The sequence below is a fragment of the Pirellulaceae bacterium genome (assembly GCA_019636385.1).
Classification (GTDB): domain Bacteria; phylum Planctomycetota; class Planctomycetia; order Pirellulales; family Pirellulaceae; genus Aureliella.
Genome location: JAHBXT010000001.1, coordinates 325177 through 347099, shown reverse-complemented (window position 1 = coordinate 347099; position 21923 = coordinate 325177). Strand labels below are relative to the sequence as shown.

Annotated in this window: 14 protein-coding genes; 8 read left to right on the top strand and 6 right to left on the bottom strand. The window is 54.3% G+C overall.

From position 1 onward, the window contains the following. The first annotated feature begins 283 nt into the window (after positions 1–283). A complete protein-coding gene (locus KF752_01265; protein ID MBX3420163.1) occupies positions 284–3274 on the top strand; it encodes a DNA translocase FtsK in 2991 nt (996 codons plus the stop codon). A gap of 40 nt (positions 3275–3314) precedes the next feature. Here the strand turns inward: KF752_01265 and KF752_01260 are convergent, their stop codons facing one another. Continuing rightward, entirely contained in the window at positions 3315–5192 is a 1878-nt protein-coding gene (locus KF752_01260; GenBank protein ID MBX3420162.1) for a sulfatase, read from the bottom strand. 236 nt (positions 5193–5428) lie between these two features. On the opposite strand from KF752_01260, the gene KF752_01255 reads away from it, so the two are divergent. Beyond that, positions 5429–6079: a peptidylprolyl isomerase gene (locus KF752_01255; protein MBX3420161.1), complete on the top strand. Its 651-nt coding sequence runs from the start codon at positions 5429–5431 to the stop codon at positions 6077–6079. Between the two features lie 115 nt (positions 6080–6194). Then, a complete protein-coding gene (locus KF752_01250; protein MBX3420160.1) occupies positions 6195–6689 on the top strand; it encodes a peptidyl-prolyl cis-trans isomerase in 495 nt (164 codons plus the stop codon). A gap of 96 nt (positions 6690–6785) precedes the next feature. Here KF752_01250 and KF752_01245 read toward each other — a convergent pair whose 3' ends face one another. From KF752_01245 to KF752_01235, 3 genes are all read right to left on the bottom strand, one after another. Then, on the bottom strand, positions 6786–8951 hold the full coding sequence (locus KF752_01245; protein ID MBX3420159.1) for a S9 family peptidase: 2166 nt from the start codon (positions 8949–8951) through the stop codon (positions 6786–6788). 175 nt (positions 8952–9126) lie between these two features. Continuing rightward, positions 9127–11064 carry a hypothetical protein gene (locus KF752_01240; GenBank protein MBX3420158.1) on the bottom strand — a complete coding sequence of 646 codons (1938 nt, stop codon included), beginning with the start codon at positions 11062–11064 and terminating at the stop codon, positions 9127–9129. Between the two features lie 415 nt (positions 11065–11479). Beyond that, complete coding sequence (locus KF752_01235) at positions 11480–12004, bottom strand: GNAT family N-acetyltransferase (protein MBX3420157.1); 525 nt, start codon at positions 12002–12004, stop codon at positions 11480–11482. Between the two features lie 111 nt (positions 12005–12115). Here KF752_01235 and KF752_01230 point away from each other — a divergent pair, with 111 nt between their 5' ends. Next, positions 12116–12493 (top strand): hypothetical protein, encoded by a 378-nt coding sequence (locus KF752_01230; GenBank protein ID MBX3420156.1) that lies wholly within the window; start codon positions 12116–12118, stop codon positions 12491–12493. Positions 12494–12519: 26 nt separating this feature from the next. Here KF752_01230 and KF752_01225 read toward each other — a convergent pair whose 3' ends face one another. Continuing rightward, positions 12520–14514, bottom strand: a complete 1995-nt coding sequence (locus tag KF752_01225) for a hypothetical protein (protein ID MBX3420155.1) — start codon at positions 14512–14514, stop codon at positions 12520–12522. A 393-nt stretch (positions 14515–14907) separates the two neighbouring features. On the opposite strand from KF752_01225, the gene chrA reads away from it, so the two are divergent. After that, entirely contained in the window at positions 14908–16224 is a 1317-nt protein-coding gene (gene chrA, locus KF752_01220) for a chromate efflux transporter (GenBank protein MBX3420154.1), read from the top strand. 232 nt (positions 16225–16456) lie between these two features. On the opposite strand, the gene ykgO is transcribed toward chrA, so the two are convergent. After that, entirely contained in the window at positions 16457–16609 is a 153-nt protein-coding gene (gene ykgO, locus KF752_01215) for a type B 50S ribosomal protein L36 (protein MBX3420153.1), read from the bottom strand. Between the two features lie 200 nt (positions 16610–16809). Here ykgO and KF752_01210 point away from each other — a divergent pair, with 200 nt between their 5' ends. The 3 genes from KF752_01210 to KF752_01200 all read left to right on the top strand — a co-directional run bounded on the left by KF752_01210 (position 16810) and on the right by KF752_01200 (position 21922). Next, positions 16810–18825: a UvrD-helicase domain-containing protein gene (locus KF752_01210; GenBank protein MBX3420152.1), complete on the top strand. Its 2016-nt coding sequence runs from the start codon at positions 16810–16812 to the stop codon at positions 18823–18825. A 299-nt stretch (positions 18826–19124) separates the two neighbouring features. After that, positions 19125–20561: a hypothetical protein gene (locus KF752_01205; protein MBX3420151.1), complete on the top strand. Its 1437-nt coding sequence runs from the start codon at positions 19125–19127 to the stop codon at positions 20559–20561. Positions 20562–20572: 11 nt separating this feature from the next. After that, positions 20573–21922, top strand: coding sequence for a TldD/PmbA family protein (locus KF752_01200; protein ID MBX3420150.1), 1350 nt, complete (start codon positions 20573–20575; stop codon positions 21920–21922). The last annotated feature ends 1 nt before the right edge of the window (position 21923 follow it).

Sequence of the window (21923 nt, the reverse complement as noted above, 5' to 3'; positions counted from 1 at the left end):
CGAAAAAGGTACCGTTCGATCTGGGATGTCGCCGTTGCATAAACAGCCGCCGCTGATCTCCAATTAACAAAGATAACGGTTGCGAGCATTAACGGGACCTTCTGGTGGCAGCAACAAAGAGTGCGACTTGACGCGCCTGCCTCCGATATTAGATCGAAGACTCACGATCTAGCCAGACCGTAGTCAGCAAACGCACCGGCTGCGACCGGCGCGGAAGAATTCACGTACCCAGGTCAAGGAGGATCGGGCACGCAGCAACAACTACCTTACCGTCGAGAGCTGAATGAACGCCGCTCAGCGCAAAGTTGAACTCGATATCGAAGCTATCGCTCTAAGCGCCATCAGCATTCTTATCTGGATGAGTCTACTGAGCCACGACCCGGCAGACTCGCTAGGCGAACTGCCAAGGCCGCTCAATCTGTTGGTCGCAGTGGACAACGCTGTCTACCCACCTAATGCACAAATTCAGAACGTTTGCGGCTGGTTCGGTGCGCTCGTGGCCAACTTGCTGATCCAGTCGCTGGGAATCGGTAGCCTATTGGTAGCTATCGGGCTATCTGTTTTGTCAATCTGGTTGTTCAAAGTTCAAACCAACTATGTCCCGCCATCACGTCAGATTGGTTGGTTCTTGGTGATCGTCGGAACAACCACGTTGGTTGCGCTGTATCAAATTGCTACTCCCTTTGCACCAATCATTGGACCAGGAGGTTACATCGGGGCGATTACCAGCACTTGGTTGCACGAAAACTTTGCGGTCCTGGGTGCTTCGATACTAACGTTCAGCATTTTACTCGCCGGTTTGTTGCTGAGCACCGACTATGTTGTCGTCCGCAGCATGGCATGGCTTCTGGCAGGCGGAACGGCACTTGCTACGACGGTGGCCCGGTCGCGCATCACACTGCCGATCGGAACTCCACTAGTCTCAAAAACTCGCAGTGACGTCGATCAGGGGATTGAACTGCCCGGCGACGCTGTATCGAGCGGTGCCCTGCCACCAGTGAGAATCAGCGGTCGAACCAATTCGGACTTGAGCAGCAATGACATGAGCGCTGTCCGCTCGGCTGCAAGTGGGGCTCTGGCGTCAGGTCAGAAGCTAGCCTCGGCGGCCAACTCGGCGGCCAAGGGGCTGCTAACCGGTTGGATGACTGGCAGTTCGCCATCTGACACATCGAGTAATTATCCGCAACTGGCAGTTGAGCCATCAGCTGTCTCGTCGGCGGAAGAAACCAGCGAGATTGAGCAGACTGACGCGATCGATGAGGAGGCCGACGAGGTCGATCAAATCACCGAACCGTTGCGCGTGGAGTTGACGACAACTTCTGGCGAGACATTGAATCTGCGTGTTGATGCAGCTCATCCGACGCCAGAACCAGATGCATTGGAACCGCAAGTCAGCCCACCTAAATCTCGCAAGGGGAAGAACGAGGATCATGCTGCATCGCTGGCTGGCATGGACGACACCAAGCTGCCTCCCGGCGCTGATGAATATATCCTACCCGAAATTGAATTGCTGAGCCCATCAGAGGATGTGGATTTTGAGGCTCAGACGGTCGAAGTCCGCCGCAAGGCCAAGATCCTCGAAGCTACCTTTAAGAATTTCGGTTTTAACGTTCGCGTTGTCGAGATCGAGACCGGTCCGGTCATTGCTCAATATGAAATTGAATTGGAAGCTGGCTTGAGACTGGCCAAGATCACTAGCTTGGCCGATGACCTGGCAATTGCGCTGCGCGTGCCCAGTGTCCGCATCGTCGCTCCCATTCCAGGCAAGAATACAGTAGGCATTGAAGTCCCCAACGAGACGCGACAGGTTGTGCGTCTGCGTGAAGTGATCGAGGAGATGGGGCCCAAGGGGCGCAAAGCTAAGATTCCGCTGTTCTTAGGCAAGGACGTTTCTGGAAATCCGCTGATTGCTGACCTAGCGACATTACCGCACTTGCTGATCGCCGGGCGCACGGGTACTGGTAAGTCCGTGTGTTTGAACGCGATCATCGCTTCGATTCTGATGACGCGTCGCCCGGACGAAGTGCGAATGCTGATGATCGATCCCAAAATGGTGGAAATGATCGGCTACGGCCGACTGCCGCATTTGATGCACCCGGTTGTAACTGACATGCGCAAGGCCGAAGCGATACTGGCTTGGGCAGTGGACAAAATGGAAGAGCGCTACTCTTTATTGGCCCGCGCCGGTGTCCGGCACCTGACTAGCTACAACGAATTAGACCGTGCAGAACTGTTGGATCGAATCAAGCCGGAAACCTCCGAAGAGGCTGACGCCATCCCTGATCACCTGCCCTTCATCGTCATCGTTGCTGATGAAATGGCAGACTTGATGATGACGGCCGGCAAGGATGTCGAACAGCATATTATCCGACTGGCACAAAAGAGCCGTGCCGTAGGAATCCACTTGATTCTAGCAACGCAAAAACCCACGGTGGATGTTATTACCGGATTGATCAAGAGCAACTTGCCAGCCCGCATCAGTTTCCAAGTTGCCAGCCGCACCGATAGTCGGGTGGTGCTAGACGAAATGGGTGCCGACAAACTGCTGGGCAATGGCGATATGCTCTTTCTGTGGCCCGGAACCAGTATGCTGCTGCGCGGTCAGGGAACGTACCTCTCGGACGAAGAGATCAATCGGGTGGTTGATCATTGCTCGACAGGTGAACAGAATTTTGTTAGCGAACTGGTCAACCTGAAGATTAAGGAAGAGACCGACGAAGAACCGCAGCCGATGGTACTCAAGAAGCGCGACGAACTGTACGCAGCTGCCGTTGATGTAGTGGTACGCGAAGGGCGCGGAAGTTGCTCACTGTTGCAGCGGGCTTTGGGGATTGGTTACGGACGGGCCGCAAGATTGATCGACTACATGGCCGAAGATGGCATTGTTGGCCAATATGCCGGCTCACAAGCTCGCGATGTTATTATCAGCCTGTCCGACTGGGAAGCTATGCAAGCCGCAGACAGCGGAAGTTCAGGGGCTAGAGCTCCCAAGCCACCGGCCAGCGCTCGCAGTAACAAGATTCGCCCTCAGGAGCCTAGCCTGACTCCACCGTCCGATTCGTCGGCGACCGCAGGTTCCGTCAATCGCTGTGAGCAAACTCCATCGCGTCCCGCGATTCGCTTGGCTGTCAAGGATGACGCAGAAGCCGACGAGTTTGAAGCCACCGATGATGCTCCCTGGGAAGACCCCGCCACAGGCCAACTAGCCGACGACGATCAAGCCGAAGATGGTGACGACGGCTATGAATACGAAGATGTGGACGATGAAGACTAGTTCGGTCATGTGGCCAGTGCGACCCGACATCCAGTTCGAGTCACTTCGGGCTTCTTTCAAATTGACTGGCTGCGTCGATGCGCTGAACTAGTCTGGTAATATAGGATTCATAGCGCTTGGGTAGTCCCCAAACAGAGGTCGGCAGTCCCTTCAGCCCATGTCCAACTTCATCTTTGGTCGGGCGGCACCAATCCAAGCTGCCCAGCGCTTCCACGGCTGCCATAGCATTGGTATTGCGCGCGTCAGCCATTCTCAGGAGACTAACGATCGCAAGCCGTCGATCGTCAGCCGTGCCAAATCGAGCCAGTGTTTCATTGGCAATAGACCGCACATGAGGCGACTCGTCGTGCGCCATACTGCTGGCAGCCTGGAGAGCCTCTGCCCGATCTTGCGCGAGTATCGTGCGCAGCAGCAATCCATGAGCCAACCAGTAACGACAAGCACTGTGCGGCGACAGGCGATGCTGTAATAGCCTTGCCATGTCGCCCGGCTCTGGTCGCGTTGCCTGATCAGCAACCCTCAAGATTTCCTCGATTGGGAATCGCTGATGGTCTAAGCCCAATTCTCGCGGCGACTTTCCGCCAGACTTGGCTAAAACCTCGCCTTCGGGTAACAGCCCTAGATCGCCAGAACGAATCATCCAGGCCATCAATTCGTCCCTGAGCCGCTTGGCAGTTTCTGCATGCTCGGGCTGAGCGATCAAGTTGTGAATCTGGTCAGGGTCATTTCGCAGGTCATACAGTTCCTCGGCTGGTTTAGTCAGCCAGAATTGGCGCTGAGCCTCGTTCAGCCGTCCTTCGTCAAAGTATTGCTGCCATACGCGCGTCGTCGGCGTTTGAAACATGTATTCCAGGTAAGCGCCTTGCGGTCGATGAGGTTGAAAGTTGCGGATATAACTGAAATTGGCATCGCGAACCGCGCGCGACATGTCGTAACGCTCGTCCATGCGATCGCGAAATCCATACAAGTACTGGGGGGCAGCTCCAGAGTACTTACCTAAGAAGGCACCTCCAGGAAATTCCGCGGGTGGCTTCTGTCCCGCTATGCTCAATAATGTCGGCACCAGATCGACGAAGCTGACCAGTCGTTGGCTGGTTCCACCAGGTTGGTATTCACCAGGCACCAACGCTCTCAAACGCTCAGGAATATGAACAATGAGCGGCACGCGCAATCCGCATTCGTACAACCAGCGTTTGCATCGCGGCATACCGCTGCCATGATCGCTGAAGTAAAACACAATCGTGTTGTCGGTCAAACCATCGTTATCTAATTGCAGCAGGATCGAGCCGACTTCGCGATCCATTTCGGTAACTCGATCGTAGTATTGAGCCCAATCCTGACGGACCTCCGGTGTATCGGGATGAAAGCTGGGCAACGGGACGCGTTGAGGATCGTGGATCGCGTTATGAGGTCGTGTGCGGAGCTGGCTTTCATGGCTGATGGTGAAATTGAATACGGCGAAGAATGGCCGTCCAGCAGGACGCCCGCGCCAATGCGCTTGGGCGCTCGACTGATTCCAAATTTCCTTAGAGTCTACAGTCAAATTGTAGTCGGTCTTACTATTGTTCGTACAGTAGTATCCCAACTCGCGCAGCCGCTGTGGCAACAATTTGAAGTCGGTTGGCAATGCAACTTCACTACGCATGTGCTGAGCCCCAAGGCTGGTAGGATACATGCCGGTGATAATGGTTGTTCGAGCCGGAGCGCACACCGGAGCACAAGACCATGCATGGTCATATTTCATACTGCGGGCAGCCAGTGCGTCTAAATGTGGTGTGTCTGCATACAGATCGCCATAGCACCCCAAATGTGGCCCATTGTCTTCCGAAGTTATCCACAAGATATTGGGCAGGAACTGCCTGCTCGCGCCGACGGGAGGCTCCGCCGCTTGAGTCGCATGATCGCACAACAATAGCAGGCAAAACCAGACGCCGCTTAGGAAAATCGAACAACGCACAGGGCTGTCTCCAAGCAGAGGTTTTCTAAGTCAGTTTGTTGGATACAATACTTTCCCTTGATGATATCGCCCGATGGCTCGATCGACGAGATTCGCTCGAACCGGCGTTACGAGGCATCTGGTAAAATCGTGATAAGTTAGGCAGGCTTTGCGGAAGCAAGTCGCCAATGAAAGTCTAAATTGCAGAGGTACGTTCGATGTTGAAGACCATCTTGACTGTTTTGTTGCTCGCAACTTGCACTGCAGCGGTCCCCAGTCTGACCGCGTTGGCTCAGGGGCAGGCCAAGCCAGCCGAAGGAGCATCGGCTAAGATCAATGATATCCCCATTGTTATCAAGACATCTCGTGGTGACATTGAGTGCGTGGTATTTGCCTCCAAGACTCCGGTCACCGCTGCCAATTTCTTGAACTTAGCCAAACGTGGCTATTACGATGGCCTCAAATTCCATCGCGTCATTCCGGATTTTATGATTCAGGGAGGGGACCCGCAGGGTAATGGAACCGGCGGCCCCGGCTATAGTTTCGCTGATGAAACTCGTCGCGACTTGTTGCATGACGGTCCAGGCGTACTATCCATGGCCAATAGTGATCGCGGTAAACAGGCCTACTCGAATACTGGCAAGACCAATGGCTCGCAATTCTTCATCACGCACGTCAAGACCGATTGGCTGGACGGCATGCATACAGTGTTTGGCCGAGTCACCAAGGGACAAGAGGTAGTCAACGCCGTTAAGCAGAACGATAGAATCCATTCGATCGCCATTAATGGTGATGTCGAGCTGTTGTTCGAATCGCAGAAAGAACGCCTGGCCGAGTGGAATAAGGTACTCGACCAAAGCAAAAAGTAGCTGTAGGCGACAGACCGTGGAGAGCGACGTGTTGCTACACACTGGGGCAAGGTCACGGCTCAGTCTCTCATATATTTACATCCAACAGAACACAATTTGAAAAAGGTGCCTCACTGTGCTCGTAATGAAGACGAATCATGGCGATATTGAAATCGAGTTGTTCGAGAAGGATGCTCCCATTTCGGCCCAGAATTTTCTGGAATACGCCCAATCTGGTTTTTACGACAGCACCATTTTTCATCGCGTCATTGACGGGTTCATGATTCAAGGTGGCGGCTTCACCGAAGATATGCAGCAAAAAGAGACACGGCCGCCGATCAAGAATGAATCTTCCAACGGGTTGCAAAACAAGAAGTACACCCTGGCAATGGCTCGGACCAGCGTACCTGACAGCGCGTCCAGTCAGTTTTTTATCAATACAGCTGACAACGATTTTTTAGATAAGGCTCGCGCTCAGGATCGAGTGGGGTACGCCGTATTTGGCCATGTGGTAAAAGGCCAAGCGGTGGTGGATGCCATCAGCCAGGTCAAGACCGGCCGATCAGCCGGTATGAGTGATGTACCCGTAAAAGCTGTAATTATTGAAAGCGTCCAAGTCCAAGCAGACTAACGCCATCTGTCCTACGTAGTTGCAAGTCGATAGCTTCGTACCCCATCCCGTACGCACGTGACCGCCCATCCACAGTGCGCTCCTCTGGAGTTGTTGCTACTTGGGAAAGAGTTGATCGCGGAGAAACATGTAGGCCAACGCTTGCATGTAGGCGCGTTGCTTGTTGTTGGCCGCCCCACCGTGCCCTCCTTCGATGTTCTCATAGTACCATACTTTGTGCCCCTGCGTTTCCATAAGTGCCATCATCTTGCGCGCGTGCCCGGGATGGACACGATCGTCACGCGTTGAAGTTGTGAACAGCACTGTGGGATAATTTTGGTCGGACCGAATTTGTTGGTACGGCGAATAGGTGCGAATAAACTCCCACTCGCCAGGTGAATCGGGATTGCCGTATTCAGCCATCCAACTGGCCCCGGCCAAGAGCAAATGATAACGCCGCATGTCAAGCAGTGGCACTTGGCAAACTACGGCGGAAAACAACTGGGGGTAGTTGGCCAACATATTTCCCATCAACAACCCGCCGTTCGAGCCGCCTTGAATTCCCAATCGCTGCGAACTGGTTACGCCCCGCTGAATTAAGTCCTGAGCGACCGCAGCAAAATCTTCGTAGGCCCGCAGCCGATTCTGTTTGAGTGCGGCCTGGTGCCAACGTGGACCATACTCGCCACCGCCGCGAATGTTGGCCACAACGAACACGCCACCGCCACTGCACCACGCTTTGCCTACCGCCGGGTTGTAGAGTGGTGTCAAAGATATTTCGAATCCACCATAGCCGTACAACAACGTCGGATGCGCACCATCTAAAGCGAGCTGCTTGTCCGCTACCATGAAATACGGTACACGGGTACCGTCGCGACTAGTGACGAAATGTTGAGTCACCTGCAAGTTGGCTGCGTCGAATTGCGCCGGCAGCTGCTTGAGCTGCTCCGGTAATCCGTCAACGTCGCCATAGTACAGTGTGTTGGGGGTAACAAAATCGCTAGCGGTCATCCAGTATGCGTTGGATTCGACAGGATCTACCGGGCTGATTTCAAGCGTGCCCATTGGTGGGGCACCCTGCAGTGGCGACGACTGCCACTGATTGCCAGAGGGTTTCAATACATAGATGCGATTCTTCACGTCCTCGAGTATGTTCAGCAGAATGTAGTCGCGCGTACACGCGAAACTGGCCAGCGAACTATTGTCAGTCGGCTGAAAGAGGATAGAAAACTTTCGCTTGCCGGATAGGAACTCATTCAAGTCAGCAACCAGCAACGATCCGGCCTGAAAATTCTGGCCTTCCACGGTCCATGGCTCGCGCAGCTCCAACAACAGAAAGTCGCGAAATACTGTTTTGATGACCGAATTGGGAACCTCAATCTTAACGAGCTGCCGATCGTCCGTTCGCAAATAAAGTTCGTTGTTGTAGAACGCGAGCGTACGGCTGACAAAGTCCCGCTCGTATCCCGGAGTGTCATCGTGCACGGCAGAGATATACATGTCTCCATCTAAGCCTTCGTAGACCAATTCCGCTTCTGCCAGTGGTTGGTCCCGCCGCCACAGCTTTGCCTGTCGAGGATACCCTGAGCTAGTTAATGAACCAGCGCCGAAGTCTGTGTAAACGAAAACGCTATCCCGATTGATCCAGTCCAGGCCACCTTTCGCCTCAGGCCGATAAAATCCGTCGGGTACGAAAGATTTGGATGGCAAATCAAATTCGCGACTGACCGTTGCATCGGCCCCTCCGCGTGACAGGTTGATGATTGCTCGGTCGTAATTGGGGCGCAGTAGTGTTGCACTGTGCCACACCCAGTTCTCGTTCTCGCTACCGGCCAGTTGGTCCAGGTCCAGCAGCAGCTCCCACTTCGGTTGCGATTGGCGGTATTCTTCCAGCGTAGTGCGCCGCCAGATACCGCGCTCGTGCTGGTTGTCGCGCCAGAAGTTATAAAGGTAAGTACCATGCTTGGTAACCTGCGGGATGCGCTGATCCGAGTCTAGAATGGCCAACAGGTCGTCGCGGAGTTGATGGAAATGGTCAGTTTCGTATTTTTGTTGTGTTACCGAATTGCGCTGGCGCACCCAATCCAGTGCCGCTTGCCCCGTCACCTCCTCCAACCACAAATACGGATCTTCTTGATCGGTCACATCGGATACCTTGCGCAACGCTTGACTGTCGCTAATGTTCCTTGGAGCTGGCTGCTGTGCCGTTGCTAAATTTTGCTGCCACAGGATGATAATGTAGCCAGCACTGATCGTTAACGAGCGTAAGCATCGAAGCGACATCATCAACCGCACCCGCAATAGAGAAATTACAAGCCTTCAACTGCTGACATGATTCTATCACAACCCGCTGAGCTGAGTCAGTGAGGGACTCGATCAACCTCTGGCTGAAGCTGAGGCCTACGAAATGCTGCGGCTAGATAGGCGGCGCGATCTACTTGAGGTTCGGACAGACTCCTCAGGGCAGCCAAACCTGGAGCCATTCCTTATCAACGTCAAAGGCAATTTGTCGCAAATCAAGATTCAAATTGGCGGCCCTCGGAAATTTGGCTAGATCCAGTGGCTGAGTGGCAATGCTTTCCCGAAATGTCTTATCGAATTTTGACTTCAGGAAAGAACGCATCGCCGTGGCTCGGACGCCCGATGTGTCTTTGTCAGAAGTTACGCTGACTTCGCCACTGCGTGAGAGCGTGATGATTTGTCCGTCGAAGCTCGGTCGATACGCGGTAGAGATACTGACGGCTTCATTTTCGGTTTTGCGGTCACGAGTCATTCTGACCAGCCGCAGGGTCACTTTGATCAATCCTCCGTCAAACTCGATACGAATCGGCTGATGCGTATTGAAGGTGATCGACCAGGGCTCACCCTCGATTTCTTCCTTGAGTTCTTCCGGGATATCGCCGGTGATCTGTTTGGCAAAGTCTCCCAGTTCGCTGCTGCGCAGCGTGCGTCCGGCCATCAGTGTTTCCAGGGCGTTATTGATTGCCGATTGATGAATTTGCCCTAATACGCTGGCCGAGGTCGGATGAGGCAATGGGCAGACACTTGGGGCAGACAACTGATGATCCGCCGCAAACGCTGTTCGAGCGTGAATCTCAGAACTGGTCGAGTAGTAGACTAATTCGGGCCGCTGTATGCCAATTCGCTGAAGTTCAGGGCGCGGAGACTGTTGGAGTTGCGATAGCTGCTGCCGAACGTCTGCCAGCTGTTGGCTAACCTGCTGTTCAAACTCGGTTCCGACGCGATTCTGCAGTCGACGCTCGGCTTCTGCGTCGGCCAGGGGCTTTTGCTTGGCGGCGCGACGGCTTGCGATTCTAAGTACAATTCGCGAGCGATGCTGGATGCTATGAATCGTCGATTCCAGCTGTGTCGACACTTGAGGCACTGTCGTTGAGATACCATTGCTAGTGACGTAGATCTGCTTGCTGGCCAGCACTGGCGAGACGCTGGTGGTATTCAGCACGACGCCACGATTAAAGCCTTGGCTGTGGCTGCTCATACAGGCCGACAGATTTAATTGAATGCCGACTCCACTAGTCATGGGCAAGAGATTCGCACTTACCTGTCCATCCATAAAGGCCTGACCAAGCACTCGAGTACCCAAAATGCATTCGTCCACATCTTGCGGTTGAGCGACGCGGCGCCCAACCAGGCGATTGACGAAACTCTGGTCGATTTGCACACGAATGTTAGGCTGGGCCCACAAGCTGCGTAGCTCGTGCACAATGTCAGCCCCTTGGTTGGCCAGATACAAATTGTCCAGTAACGAACTGATCTGAAGGCTCAGCCGACTATCCACCAGCCTGCCTTCCTCCAGTTCCTTTATGGCATCATCGAGTGACTGGTTCATGAACTTCATAAAACTGTCTTCTTGCTTGTAGAACTTGGCGGCGCGGCCATACGCGGCAAGGGCGTCGCGAAGATCAACAAATTGTCGATACTCCAATCCAACGTAATTCTGGCGCATATTCATTTCGAGATCTAACAAGCGTTGGTAGGCAGGGCGCTGACTGTCCATTTGCTCGCGTAATTCGCTTAGTCGCAGAAACTTGCCCCACCTGTCCCCATTGGTCGTACCCGGCTGAATGAATCGCTCCAGTGACTCGATCGCCCTGCGAAATTCACTTCGCGCTCCCTCAAGCTCCGGCAGTCGCTGTTGATCGAGTTGGTGCTTTGCACGCAGCAGTGCCTGGTGCAAGCGTCCGGATGTCGACATTCCCGCAGCTACTACCGTGGACGGGGTAGGCGATGGGCTGGCGTTGGTATGACTGGCTTGAACGACGGAGCCGCCCTCAGGACTGGCCAGCTCTACACCGCCGGTGGCATCTTGCGACCAAACCAAAGCCGCACAAGGTACGGTGCTGCCAAACAAAACTGCCAGACGAGCCCAAAACATAAATAATCTCCTACTTCTCAAAATCAGCCTGCGCCGCCGAAATGCCCTTCCAAAGGCGGTATACTCGCTGGCAATCACCCAGATTAACAGGAATCGGGAGGTACGATAAGCCGAGAAATCATACTATTCTCGTTGCTGCTTCAGCCGATTGCTGGCATGTGTACAAAAGAACAGTATTGGGGTGTGCGGGTCATTCATAGAACCGAGTCCGTGAGCAACTCCCGGCAAGCCCTTGAATCTGGCCTTGAATAGCCGTAAGTCCATGGCAGCCGGGATACAATCGCCGCCAATTTCGAGGCTGCCGAGGTAGCCGAGGATACCGACATGCCTCAGATGACCAATCTGCTAAGGGCTGGAAGGTCTTACAGCGTCCCTGTTACAAGCACGCCTCGCATATTGGCATGGCACATTTGCGTTATTGAACGTCCAGCACATACCAGTAATCGGTTTGCGGGGTCTGACCAATGGGAAATGAATTGGCAATTCCGGTGTTGCGGAAGCCTAGTTTCTGGTAAAAAGCCCGTGCGCGTTGGTTATGTTCCCAAACGCTCAGGAAGATTCGTCGGAAGCCCATGGAAGCTACTAACTGAAAATGGTGCTGCATCATTTGCTGGGCTAGTCCTAGTCCTTGCCACTGACGATCAAAGTACAGTCGCTTTAGTTCGATCGAACGCGTATCGCTTTGGATTCGCTGGGGCGGCGACGAGGCTTTCATTCTGGAGTACCCGACAACGTGCTGATTTAATCGCATCAAATGATACAGGTCATCGGCGTCTGCCAACTCCTGGGAGACTCTGGCGACACTGTAACAGTCGCTGACGTACTCGCGCATATCTTCGTCGGTACATGTCCCTTGAAACGTTTCGGTGAACCATCGTGCACCAAGGCTCGCCAACAAAGCAGCGTCATGGATACCGGCGCGAACTATCTCAGCATTCACCTTTGATTCTCCGTCTGATAGGGTTGTCCGTCGTTGCCTGTCAGCGATTCTGGATGTTGGCATGACAAGATTTGCGATTTCCGAGCGAATAAAGCGTCAGGAGCACAAAAAATGATTCCACAACAGGTGAACTACTTCAGCGGCTTCCTATCCTGGACGGCCCGAGCATCTTCCATCGTGTTGCTAGGACTATTCTTATCGTTTCTATTGGGAGACGAGCCTCTGCCGAAGTTAATGCAAGAACCGCTGAGCGTCCAGCTCCTCTTCGCGGGTTGGGCGATCATCTTCCTAGGTTATGTTGTCGGTTGGCGATTTCGAGTGGCGGGTGGCGTGCTGGTACTGTCGGCGCTTGCCTGCATGTATCTGGTCGAATACAGCTTCCATGGCCGCTGGCTCGGACCGGCCTTCTTACTGTGGAGCCTACCGGGCTTTCTGTTTCTGTTGATTGCCTTGTCGAATAAACTGCAATCAACTGCCAAAGGCTCGTAATCACATGTTTGATGCATCTATGCAAATCAACTGTGCCGCTTGCTCTTGAAGATGGGGGTTGTCCTCCACAGTGCATCGCTGCCAAATCGCTTTTGTTGATTGGCATGACCGGCAAAGGTAGCGCCGTAGACCTGACGGGTAATGGCTGGCATGACCAACAAACACATGGCTAAGACAGCTGTCGCCAGCCCTGTCATTTTCAGCCAGTTCACAGACTGATTCGGGTGCAGTGCGGCGATATTCCGTGCTCGACTGGGATCGTTGGCAGCGGGTGGCCAGCGGCTGACCATCCAAGTGACCAGAATCGCGTTCAAAAAAATCGTACCTTCGGTCAGCAAGCGGCCTTCGGAAAATCGTACCAAGGCGCGCTCAAAGTTCATAACAACTACGATCCACAAGAACACCAAGTACAACAACTGACCGCGACCCAGCCAGTGGGTGGGCATCCAATCCAGCGGTCGCCGCAGATGGCTTCGCAGCAGACCTATGCCGCAGCATGTAAGTGCCAAAAATCCCAGGCAAAACCAACTGTAGGCCGACAGGTTGATGTTTTCGAAACCAGGCAGGCGCAGCGACTCGGGCACAGCTTTGAGTTCGACCCAGGTCTGCACATTCTTCTGCATGTTTAGGAAAATCACTCCAAACAACAGACCCGCGATAGCTATGATGTGCCGCCACAGCGAAGGCTCAGTTCGGCTGTCCCGCGCAAATCTCGGTGGACGATTCCTTAGCCAATAGAGAGCCAGAAACAGTCCCAAGCCATTGATTAACCCGTAAGACTGCTCGAGAAAACTGTGCCAGTTGCTGTGCTGCCAGAATCGCCACCGCTCGATGACCGTCGGATCGCTGGTCAGGTTGGGATTTCCCAGTGCGAGCATCAGCAGCTTGAGTAGCGTCGCACCGGCAAATCCTAACCCTCCCACCAATCCACACAGCAACCCCGCGTAGGCGGCCCGAGAGTAGCCATGCCGCAGCATCCACCAGACTGTTGCCACGACAACTCCAACAATACCCGCCCAGTTATCGCCGCGAGGCGGAGTCATTCTCAAGCCGGCTCCACCAAATCCGAGCAGTACTGGCATGAGCACGAAGCCGATATACCAACCAACCACCATGCTCATCAGCAGCCCTGAACCGCTACGAAAGCGCCCAAAGCGGAGGCAATAAATCACCACTCCAATCAAGAGGCCGATCACCCAACCGACATGCTGTGGAAACAGGCTAAACCAATTCGGCCAGTTGGTCAGCAGGTCCGCATGTATCTGCTCGATCGCTTGTCCGCGCTCTTCAGCCAATCGCGCGATCAGTGCAGCGTCTGCCTGATACTGCACTAGTGGCCAAACCAGTAAACGTGGCAGCACTCCGGTTGCCGTCAGCAACATCTGCACGAGCCATCCCGCCAGGGCCCCGCCGCCGGCAAGTAGCAACCACTTCGACCAGTGTCGAAAGCGACTGTCGTATAGCTCGAAGGCCACCAAAGCTAGACCAGCCGTCAGCACCTGAATCCAATCGCTGTCCATCCAATACAGCCCGCTGGCCTGACGCTGCCAAGTTCGATCGTCTATGTAACGGGCTTCAAATTGCGCCAGCCAGATCAACACAAAATGCAAACCGATCCAAACCGTCACTATCCACATCAGTGGACGAAACAGAGTCGAAAGTCTTCGGCCTGATGCCTCGGCCGTTAATGTGACTGCCAAGCCACCCATGGCCGCCCACAGGAAGCCGATCACCAGCAGTCCACCATAGCCGTAGATCACGCTCGGCAGATGCCCCGAATGCGTGTAACTGATGACCTGCATGTAGGAGATCGACCCGCCAAAGGCCCACCCGAGCGCGCCGCAGAAGCCGAAATAAGCCATTCGCGGCAACCACTCGCGCCTGCCTAGAACGAGCACACCTGCCAGTGCCGCCAGTGCACCGGGCAGCATTGCGCCGTATTCATGCCCAAAATTACCGCGCACTCCCCAGCCGATCGATAACGACAAGCCCACCAAAAGTGCTGCTCGTATAGTTTGCACGTTGACCTCAACCTTATGAATGCTTTGAATGAAAGCCACTGTTGCCTATTGATTACTGAACAACAATCCACTGTCACGCGATACTGACTACAATCCTGCACCGACTCGCGACGGTAGCCAACGGAAAAAACGCAGCAGCATTGAATCGAATGATCATATCGAAGTTCAGTAGTTGCCAACCAAGAACTGCAAATAGGCATCGGACCAACGAGATTGCGTCTGCTACACTCCTACAGCGGCCATAATCCTACACTAATTCGATGTGCCATTGGTCGGTGATATTCGTATTGCGTTGCTTCAATACACGCTGTCGACGCACAGAAGAATGTCGGCGTATGATACGCTTTGCCAAGCAACCTTTTGGAACTTAATTAGTGGCGACAGGAATTCTCAATGACAGCCAACGCTAACTTGATCCCGCCCGGTTTTCCAACGTTTCGTGAGGCTCTAAAATTTTGGCTGACGCTGGGGCTGATAAGTTTCGGTGGTCCGGCTGGCCAAGTGGCGATTATGCATCGCGAGTTAGTCGAGCGGCGGCGATGGTTCAGCGAACGTCATTTCTTGGATAGCTTGAACTTCTGCATGTTGCTACCCGGGCCTGAAGCGCAACAATTGGCGACCTATCTTGGTTGGCGCTTACACGGTGCCAAAGGTGGGCTGGCCGCTGGCATCTTGTTCGTCGCACCGTCTGCACTGATCTTGTATGCGCTGAGCTGGCTGTACATGGCCGGAGGTCACATGCCTTGGTTGGCAGCGATCTTTCGGGGACTGATGGCGGCAGTCATGGCGGTTGTTTTAGAAGCTGTATTGCGCATCGGAGGACGTTCACTCAAGTCGCCAACGCTGTGGCTCATGGCCGTGTTTTCGTTCATCGCCATCTATGTTCTGAACGCGTCATTTGTGTTGATCATCTTGGCCGCAGCTGCGATTGGCTGGATTGGGCGCGGGATGGCTCCAAGTCAATTCCCGACTGGAGGCTCGAAGAGGAATGCTACCGACGAGTCCCAGGCAGTTTCTCTCCTTGACTCGCCCAGAATGTCATGGCGGCGAACGGCCCGAGTACTTGGCGTAGGTTTAACTGCTTGGTGGGGGCCGGTATTTTTACTGACCATCAGCCTGGGTTGGCACAGCACACCGGTGCAACAAGCCTTATTCTTCAGTCGTGCTGCGCTGGTGACTTTCGGAGGTGCGTATGCCGTGTTGCCGTACGTCGCGCAACAAGCGGTTGAGAATCATCATTGGCTAAGCCATCAGCAAATGATGTCGGGTCTGGCGCTGGCAGAAACCACGCCCGGTCCACTGATCATGGTCTTGCAGTTTGTGGGCTTTGTGGGCGGATGGCAGCATCCGGATGGTTTTAGCCCAGCTTGGGGAGCCACGATTGGGGCGGCGATTACCACTTGGGTCACATTCGCTCCCTGTTTTCTGTTTATTTTTCTGGGCGGGCCGTTGGTTCAGTCGATTGGACGTCTGCCGCGCGCACAAGCCGCACTGACCACCATCACAGCCGCTGTGGTGGGTGTGATCATGAACCTTGGCTTGCATTTCACCGAGCACGCGCTGTGGCCCGACAATCAGCAGTTCGACTGGCCAGTCGCCCTGATTGCCATGGGCGCTTTTGTTGCGCTCAAAAGATTCCAGGTGGGGGTGATCCCGGTAATCGTCAGCTGTGGGACAATCGGCTGGATCGCTTGGATGGCTGGCGTCTAACAGAGCAATTCCGCGTAGCTCTGCGCGCCAGAACATCAGACTGGCAAACTACAGTTTCATCCGCAATTCCACCAGAGGTGTGAAGGCTACGGCGTGCCACCGCCCTCTGTCGACAGCAGATACTGGACTGCACACCTACGTCTGGCGAGAAAGCGTCTGGAGAGAAAAACAGTGTGTTACTACACTTTGTTCTATAGCTACGGAAGCGTTCTATAGTGAGGGAAGCACTGTGCTAGCGCTTGGTACGCTTACTTTTAGCTCCGCCTTGGCGGACCTTGTATCGAGGATTGCTCTTGCAAATCACGTAGATGCGACCCCGGCGACGTACCACTTGGCAGTCTGGGTGACGGAATTTCAGCGAACCGATCGACGAAACGACTTTCATGGCCTGTAGCCCCTTGCAATCGTGTATCCTATGGAGGCTGGAATTGTAGGGTTGGCCACCAATTTTGCAACAGCAAATCGGCTTCTGAATTTAGCTAAAACTCCCCAGGGAAATCCAGCATTCTTCGGCAGGAATCGGCTTGCTTGACAAGCCATCACTGGCGGTCTTGCCAGTCTAGCTTCCTCAGGTACGATTCGTGAATGTCCAACAATCTGAACCGCGAACAACAACAAGCTGTACAAACGCTCAGTGGGCCGATGCTTGTTTTGGCGGGGGCTGGCTCGGGCAAGACGCGAGTCGTCACCTTCCGCATCGCCAATCTGATCCGTAGCGGCATTCGGCCAGAGCGGATTTTGGCGGTTACTTTTACCAACAAGGCCGCTAAAGAGATGCGGCATCGGGTATCGCAGTTGTCTGGTCCGACCCGCAGCCCCAAGTCGCCCCAGCCGCCTGCAACACCGGTAGTGGGCACTTTTCACGCAAACTGCGTACAAATCCTGCGCCGCCACGCTAAAACGCTGGGATACCCCGACCGTTTTGCAATCTATGATCGCAACGATCAAGAGACGTTGGCGCGCGACGTGTTGCGGCAGCTTCGCGTTCACAGCGGCATGATGAAGCCCGCTGAGTTTTTGTCTATCATCAGTCGCTGGAAGAACGCAGGAATTCGTTGGCCACAGGCCACACAGGCGGCTAGCACTGACCACGAGCATGTGGCTGCCAGCGGCTATCGACGCTACCAACAAGCTATCAAACTGGCTGGTGCAGTCGATTTCGATGACCTGTTGCTGCTGACCGAAGAGCTGTTCCAACAACACGATGATATCCGCAAGCTGGAAGCCGGGCGGTACGACCATGTTCTGGTAGACGAGTATCAAGACACGAACCAGTCGCAATACGCAATCATCAAACATCTGGCTGGCCAGCATCGCAATCTGTGTGTGGTGGGTGACGACGACCAGTCAATCTACGGCTGGCGCGGTGCCGAAGTGCGCCACATTCTCAATTTCGCCAATGACTGGCCAGACGCCAAGGTCATTCGCTTGGAAGCCAACTATCGCAGTAGCGGGGCTATCTTAGACGCGGCCAATCGCTTGATAGCCTTCAATAAACAGCGTCACAACAAAATCCTCCGCGCCTTTCGCGGCGCCGGTAGACCACCGCGCGTGATGCAATTCAACAATGAACTGGAAGAGGCTCAGCGCGTGGCTGCTGAGATTGCTGGTATCTTGGATACGCGCCAACGCCAGCCGGGCGACTTCGCCATCTTGTTCCGTACTAACGAGCAGCCGCGCGTATTCGAAACGGAACTTCGCAAAGCCAAAGTGCCCTATTCGCTGGTCGGCAGTCAGTCATTCTTCGATCGGCGCGAAATTCGCGATTTGTTGGCCTACCTGCGAGTCGTCGATAATCCTGAAGACGAAATATCGCTGCTGCGAATCATTAACACCCCGCAGCGCGGGATCGGCACTAAGACGGTCGAAGCGCTGTTGGCTGGCGCAGTCGGTGAAGGCCAGCCGATGTGGCGTTATCTTCAGACCAGCAGCATGTGCGATGAACTTCCGATTCCTGCCCAGCAGGGCCTAGAGCGTATTCGGGGACTCGTGGCCAACTTTCAGAATCAGTTTTCGACTCGATCCTCAATGATGGCCGATGTGTTGCGCGAGTTGATCAACAACATTGACTATCTGGGATTCCTGGACCGAACTTACACCGATCCGCAAGAGGCATCGGCTCGCAAGGACGGTGTAGAAGAGCTGGTCAACGCAGTCGCTGAATACGAATCTGAACACCGCTCGCGATCGACGTTGTCGGGTTTCTTAGACGAAGTTGCATTGGCTGGCAAAGAGTTTGGCGGCTCCAAGGACAAACAACAGCCCAGCAATTCGGTCGCGCTAATGACCTACCACAGCGCCAAGGGACTGGAATTCCCGCTCGTTTATATGGTGGGTATGGAAGAGGGAATTCTGCCTCACCGCCGTTCGCTGGCCGACAATGCTGAAGATGTCGAAGAAGAACGGCGATTGTGCTATGTCGGCATTACTCGCGCGCAAGATGAGCTCACGCTATCGCTGGCCTTGACTCGCAAGAAATGGGGCAAGCAACGGGAGACCTTTGCCAGCCGCTTCCTGTACGAATTGACAGGGCAAGCCGACAATCCTAACCGCCTGCGTGCCATCCAGGGTGCTCGCAAAGAGGCTGCCCGCAGCCACTGACCAGCCAGTAGCATCGATCTTCCCAGCGACCTTTGTCACATGACAAAAGGGTGTCGCATTCTGCCCACCGGCGAAAGACTCTTGCAAGAATGGCTTCACGCCTTGCTTTGGCGAAGCTTGTATAGGCTGTCGCCGCTGGTTTATGCTATAACTAGTGTCAACAGCCCACACACTATTCCACATCTATCGTCGGAGCTTGAATCATGCAGCGACGGAATTTTTTGGCTTCCAGCGCCGCGATGGGAGCGATGGCAACCAGTGATCGCTGGCTCAGTAGACTCGTGGCAGGAGAACGCGACGTGAGTAGTAACTCTCTCTTGGAAGACTACTTTCATTTGGACCGTCTGCAGCTCCAGCAAGTGCTTGCCGCAGCGCTGGATCGGGGGGCAGAGTTTGCCGATCTGTTTTTCGAATACCGCATTACGTCGGACCTGACGTTTGAAGAAAACATCGTCAAAGCGGCCAGGCGCGGTATCGTGCGTGGAGTTGGCATCCGCGCTATCATCGGCGATCAGATTGGCTTTGCTTTTTCTGAAGACATTACGCTCGAAAAAATGTTGCAAGTGGCTGCCGCCGCTGCCAACATAGCTTCAGACCAGACGGCTAAAGTCCGCGTTCAAGCCATGAGTTCGCTCAAGCCGAAGAATCTTTACCCTATCCAAGAGCTGGCCACATCGGCCGACCTCAGTAAGAAACTGGAGTTGATTCAGCAAGCCAATCAAGCGGCTCAAGCGCACGATTCGCGTATCGCTCGAGTCTCAATTGGTTTCAACGACGAAATGAAGCATGTCGTCTATGTCAACAGTGACGGCGTTTACTGGGAGGACTCGCAGCCGATGTTCGTCTTCCGCACCAGTTGTATTGCCGAAGATGGTGGCCGTCGCGAAACCGGTCGCACCAGTGGCGGTGGGCGGATTGGCCTGGAGTACTTTCAACAGCAACGCCGGCCAGATGAGATCGCTGCCGAAGCGGCTCGACTGGCAATCCTGAACCTGTCGGCCGTCGAGGTCGAAGCCGGCTTGCAGCCCGTGGTGTTGGGTAACTCCGACAGCGCCGTTTTACTGCATGAAGCGGTTGGGCATGGGCTGGAAGCTGATTTCAACTATAAGAAGCTCTCCAATTTCTCGGATCGCATCGGTCAGCAAGTTGCTTCGCCGCAGTGTACGGTGATCGATGAAGGGTTGTTCGAAAACATGCGCGGCACGATCAACGTGGACGATGAAGGTCACGCGCCGCAAAGCACCGTACTGATCGAAAACGGTATCCTGCGCGGTTATATGAACGATCGCATCTCAGCCAAGAAGCTCGGGGTGGCTCCCAGCGGCAATGGGCGTCGTCAGGCCTACAACCATCCGCCCATTCCGCGGATGACCAACACCTATTTGAAAGCCGGCAACTATGATCCCCAAGAAATCTTGGCGTCGGTGAAAAAAGGCATTTTTGCCAAGAGCTTTACCGGCGGCAATGTAGACATTACCAAAGGGGACTTCACCTTCAGTTGCTCGGAAGCCTATTTGATCGAAGATGGCCAAGTGACTCGTCCCATTAAAGGAGCCACGCTGGTTGGCAATGGCCCAGAGGTAATGACACGTGTAGCCATGGTGGGTAACGACCTCAAGTTTACCGATGGTGGCTGGACTTGCGGCAAAGGTGGCCAAATGGTGCCTGTCGGCATGGGGACGCCGACTGTCAAAGTCTCCGAAATCACCGTCGGTGGAACGAAACTTAAGAGTTGAGTCAGCAAGCCATGAAAGATTATCGCAATTTAGCCGCCGATCTGGTCGCTGCCCTGAAGAAGCAAGGTGCCGATGCCTGCGATGTTTACGTTGCTTCGTCGGACGGATTCAACACTACGATTCGCTTGGGAAACATCGAGAAACTACAACAGTCTAATTCCACCGGCCTCGGGATGCGCGTGTTTAAAAATCAGGCCATGGCCATGACCTACACCACCGACTTCCAGGATAAAACCCTGCAACAATTGGTGGATGAGACACTGCAGATCGTCAAAGTTTCCAGCGCGGATGAATTCAATGGCCTGGCACCCAGTGAATTGCTGGGGCTGTACTCAGGTGAGCTGAGGTTGTTTGATCCACACCTAGCCAACGTGACTCCTGAGCAAAAAATCGCCATGGTCCGCGAGATGGAAGAGGCCGGTCGCGCGTACGATCCGCGCATCACTAATTCGAACGGTGCCAGTTGGTCCAATTCAATCAGCCAAATCACGCTGGCCAATTCTGACGGTTTTGTCGGACAGTATCAGACGACTATCGCCAGCCTGTCGGTGGCCCTGTTGGCTGAGCAAGACGGCGTTAAGCAGCGCGACTATTGGTATACCTTCCATCGCTACTTTGACAAACTAGATTCGCCATCATCCGTTGGAGTCGAAGCTGCGCGGCGCACCGTTGCCCGATTGGGTGGCAAGAAAGCCAAATCACAGTCGGTGCCTGTGGTGTTGGACCCAGATGTCTCCAGCACGCTGCTGGGAATGATTTTTGGAGCTGCCTCGGGTGACAGCGTCTATCGCCGCGCATCGTATTTGATCGACAAGGTGGGCCAGCAAATAGTCGCCCCCAGCATTACCATCGTCGACGATGCAACCTTGGCAGACGGGTTGGCTTCGCGACCGTTTGATGGTGAGGGCGTGCGCTCTTCGCGAGTGACGGTGATCGAAAATGGCGTGTTGCAAACCTATGTGTGCGATGCCTATTCCGCGAGGCGGCTTCAGGCCCCTGTCACTGGCAATGCCGGCCGTGGCTATTCGTCCAGCCCCAGCGTTTCATCCAGTAATCTGTTTCTGCAAAATGGCACGGTCGAACCGCACGAAATAATCCAAGCGGTCGACCACGGACTGTACTTGACCGAAATGTTCGGCTCGGGCGTTAACGCAGTCACGGGGGACTTCTCGCAAGGTGCCAGCGGATTCTGGATCGAAAAAGGCAAAATTGCCTATCCGGTTCAAGAGATCACCATCGCTGGCAATGTCCTGAAGGTGTTGAGTGGCGTCCAGGCCATCGGCAATGACCTGTCATTTAAACGCGGTAGTACGGCTGCACCGACCTTGCTGATCAACGAAATGACGGTCGGTGGAGAATAAT

Coding starts and splice junctions, on each gene's coding strand:
- KF752_01265 (MBX3420163.1), top strand. CDS start 284: ATGAACGCCGCTCAGCGCAAAGTTGAACTCGATATCGAAGCTATCGCT.
- KF752_01255 (MBX3420161.1), top strand. CDS start 5,429: ATGTTGAAGACCATCTTGACTGTTTTGTTGCTCGCAACTTGCACTGCA.
- KF752_01245 (MBX3420159.1), bottom strand. CDS start 8,951: ATGTCGCTTCGATGCTTACGCTCGTTAACGATCAGTGCTGGCTACATT.
- KF752_01240 (MBX3420158.1), bottom strand. CDS start 11,064: ATGTTTTGGGCTCGTCTGGCAGTTTTGTTTGGCAGCACCGTACCTTGT.
- KF752_01230 (MBX3420156.1), top strand. CDS start 12,116: ATGATTCCACAACAGGTGAACTACTTCAGCGGCTTCCTATCCTGGACG.
- chrA (MBX3420154.1), top strand. CDS start 14,908: ATGACAGCCAACGCTAACTTGATCCCGCCCGGTTTTCCAACGTTTCGT.
- ykgO (MBX3420153.1), bottom strand. CDS start 16,609: ATGAAAGTCGTTTCGTCGATCGGTTCGCTGAAATTCCGTCACCCAGAC.
- KF752_01210 (MBX3420152.1), top strand. CDS start 16,810: ATGTCCAACAATCTGAACCGCGAACAACAACAAGCTGTACAAACGCTC.
- KF752_01200 (MBX3420150.1), top strand. CDS start 20,573: ATGAAAGATTATCGCAATTTAGCCGCCGATCTGGTCGCTGCCCTGAAG.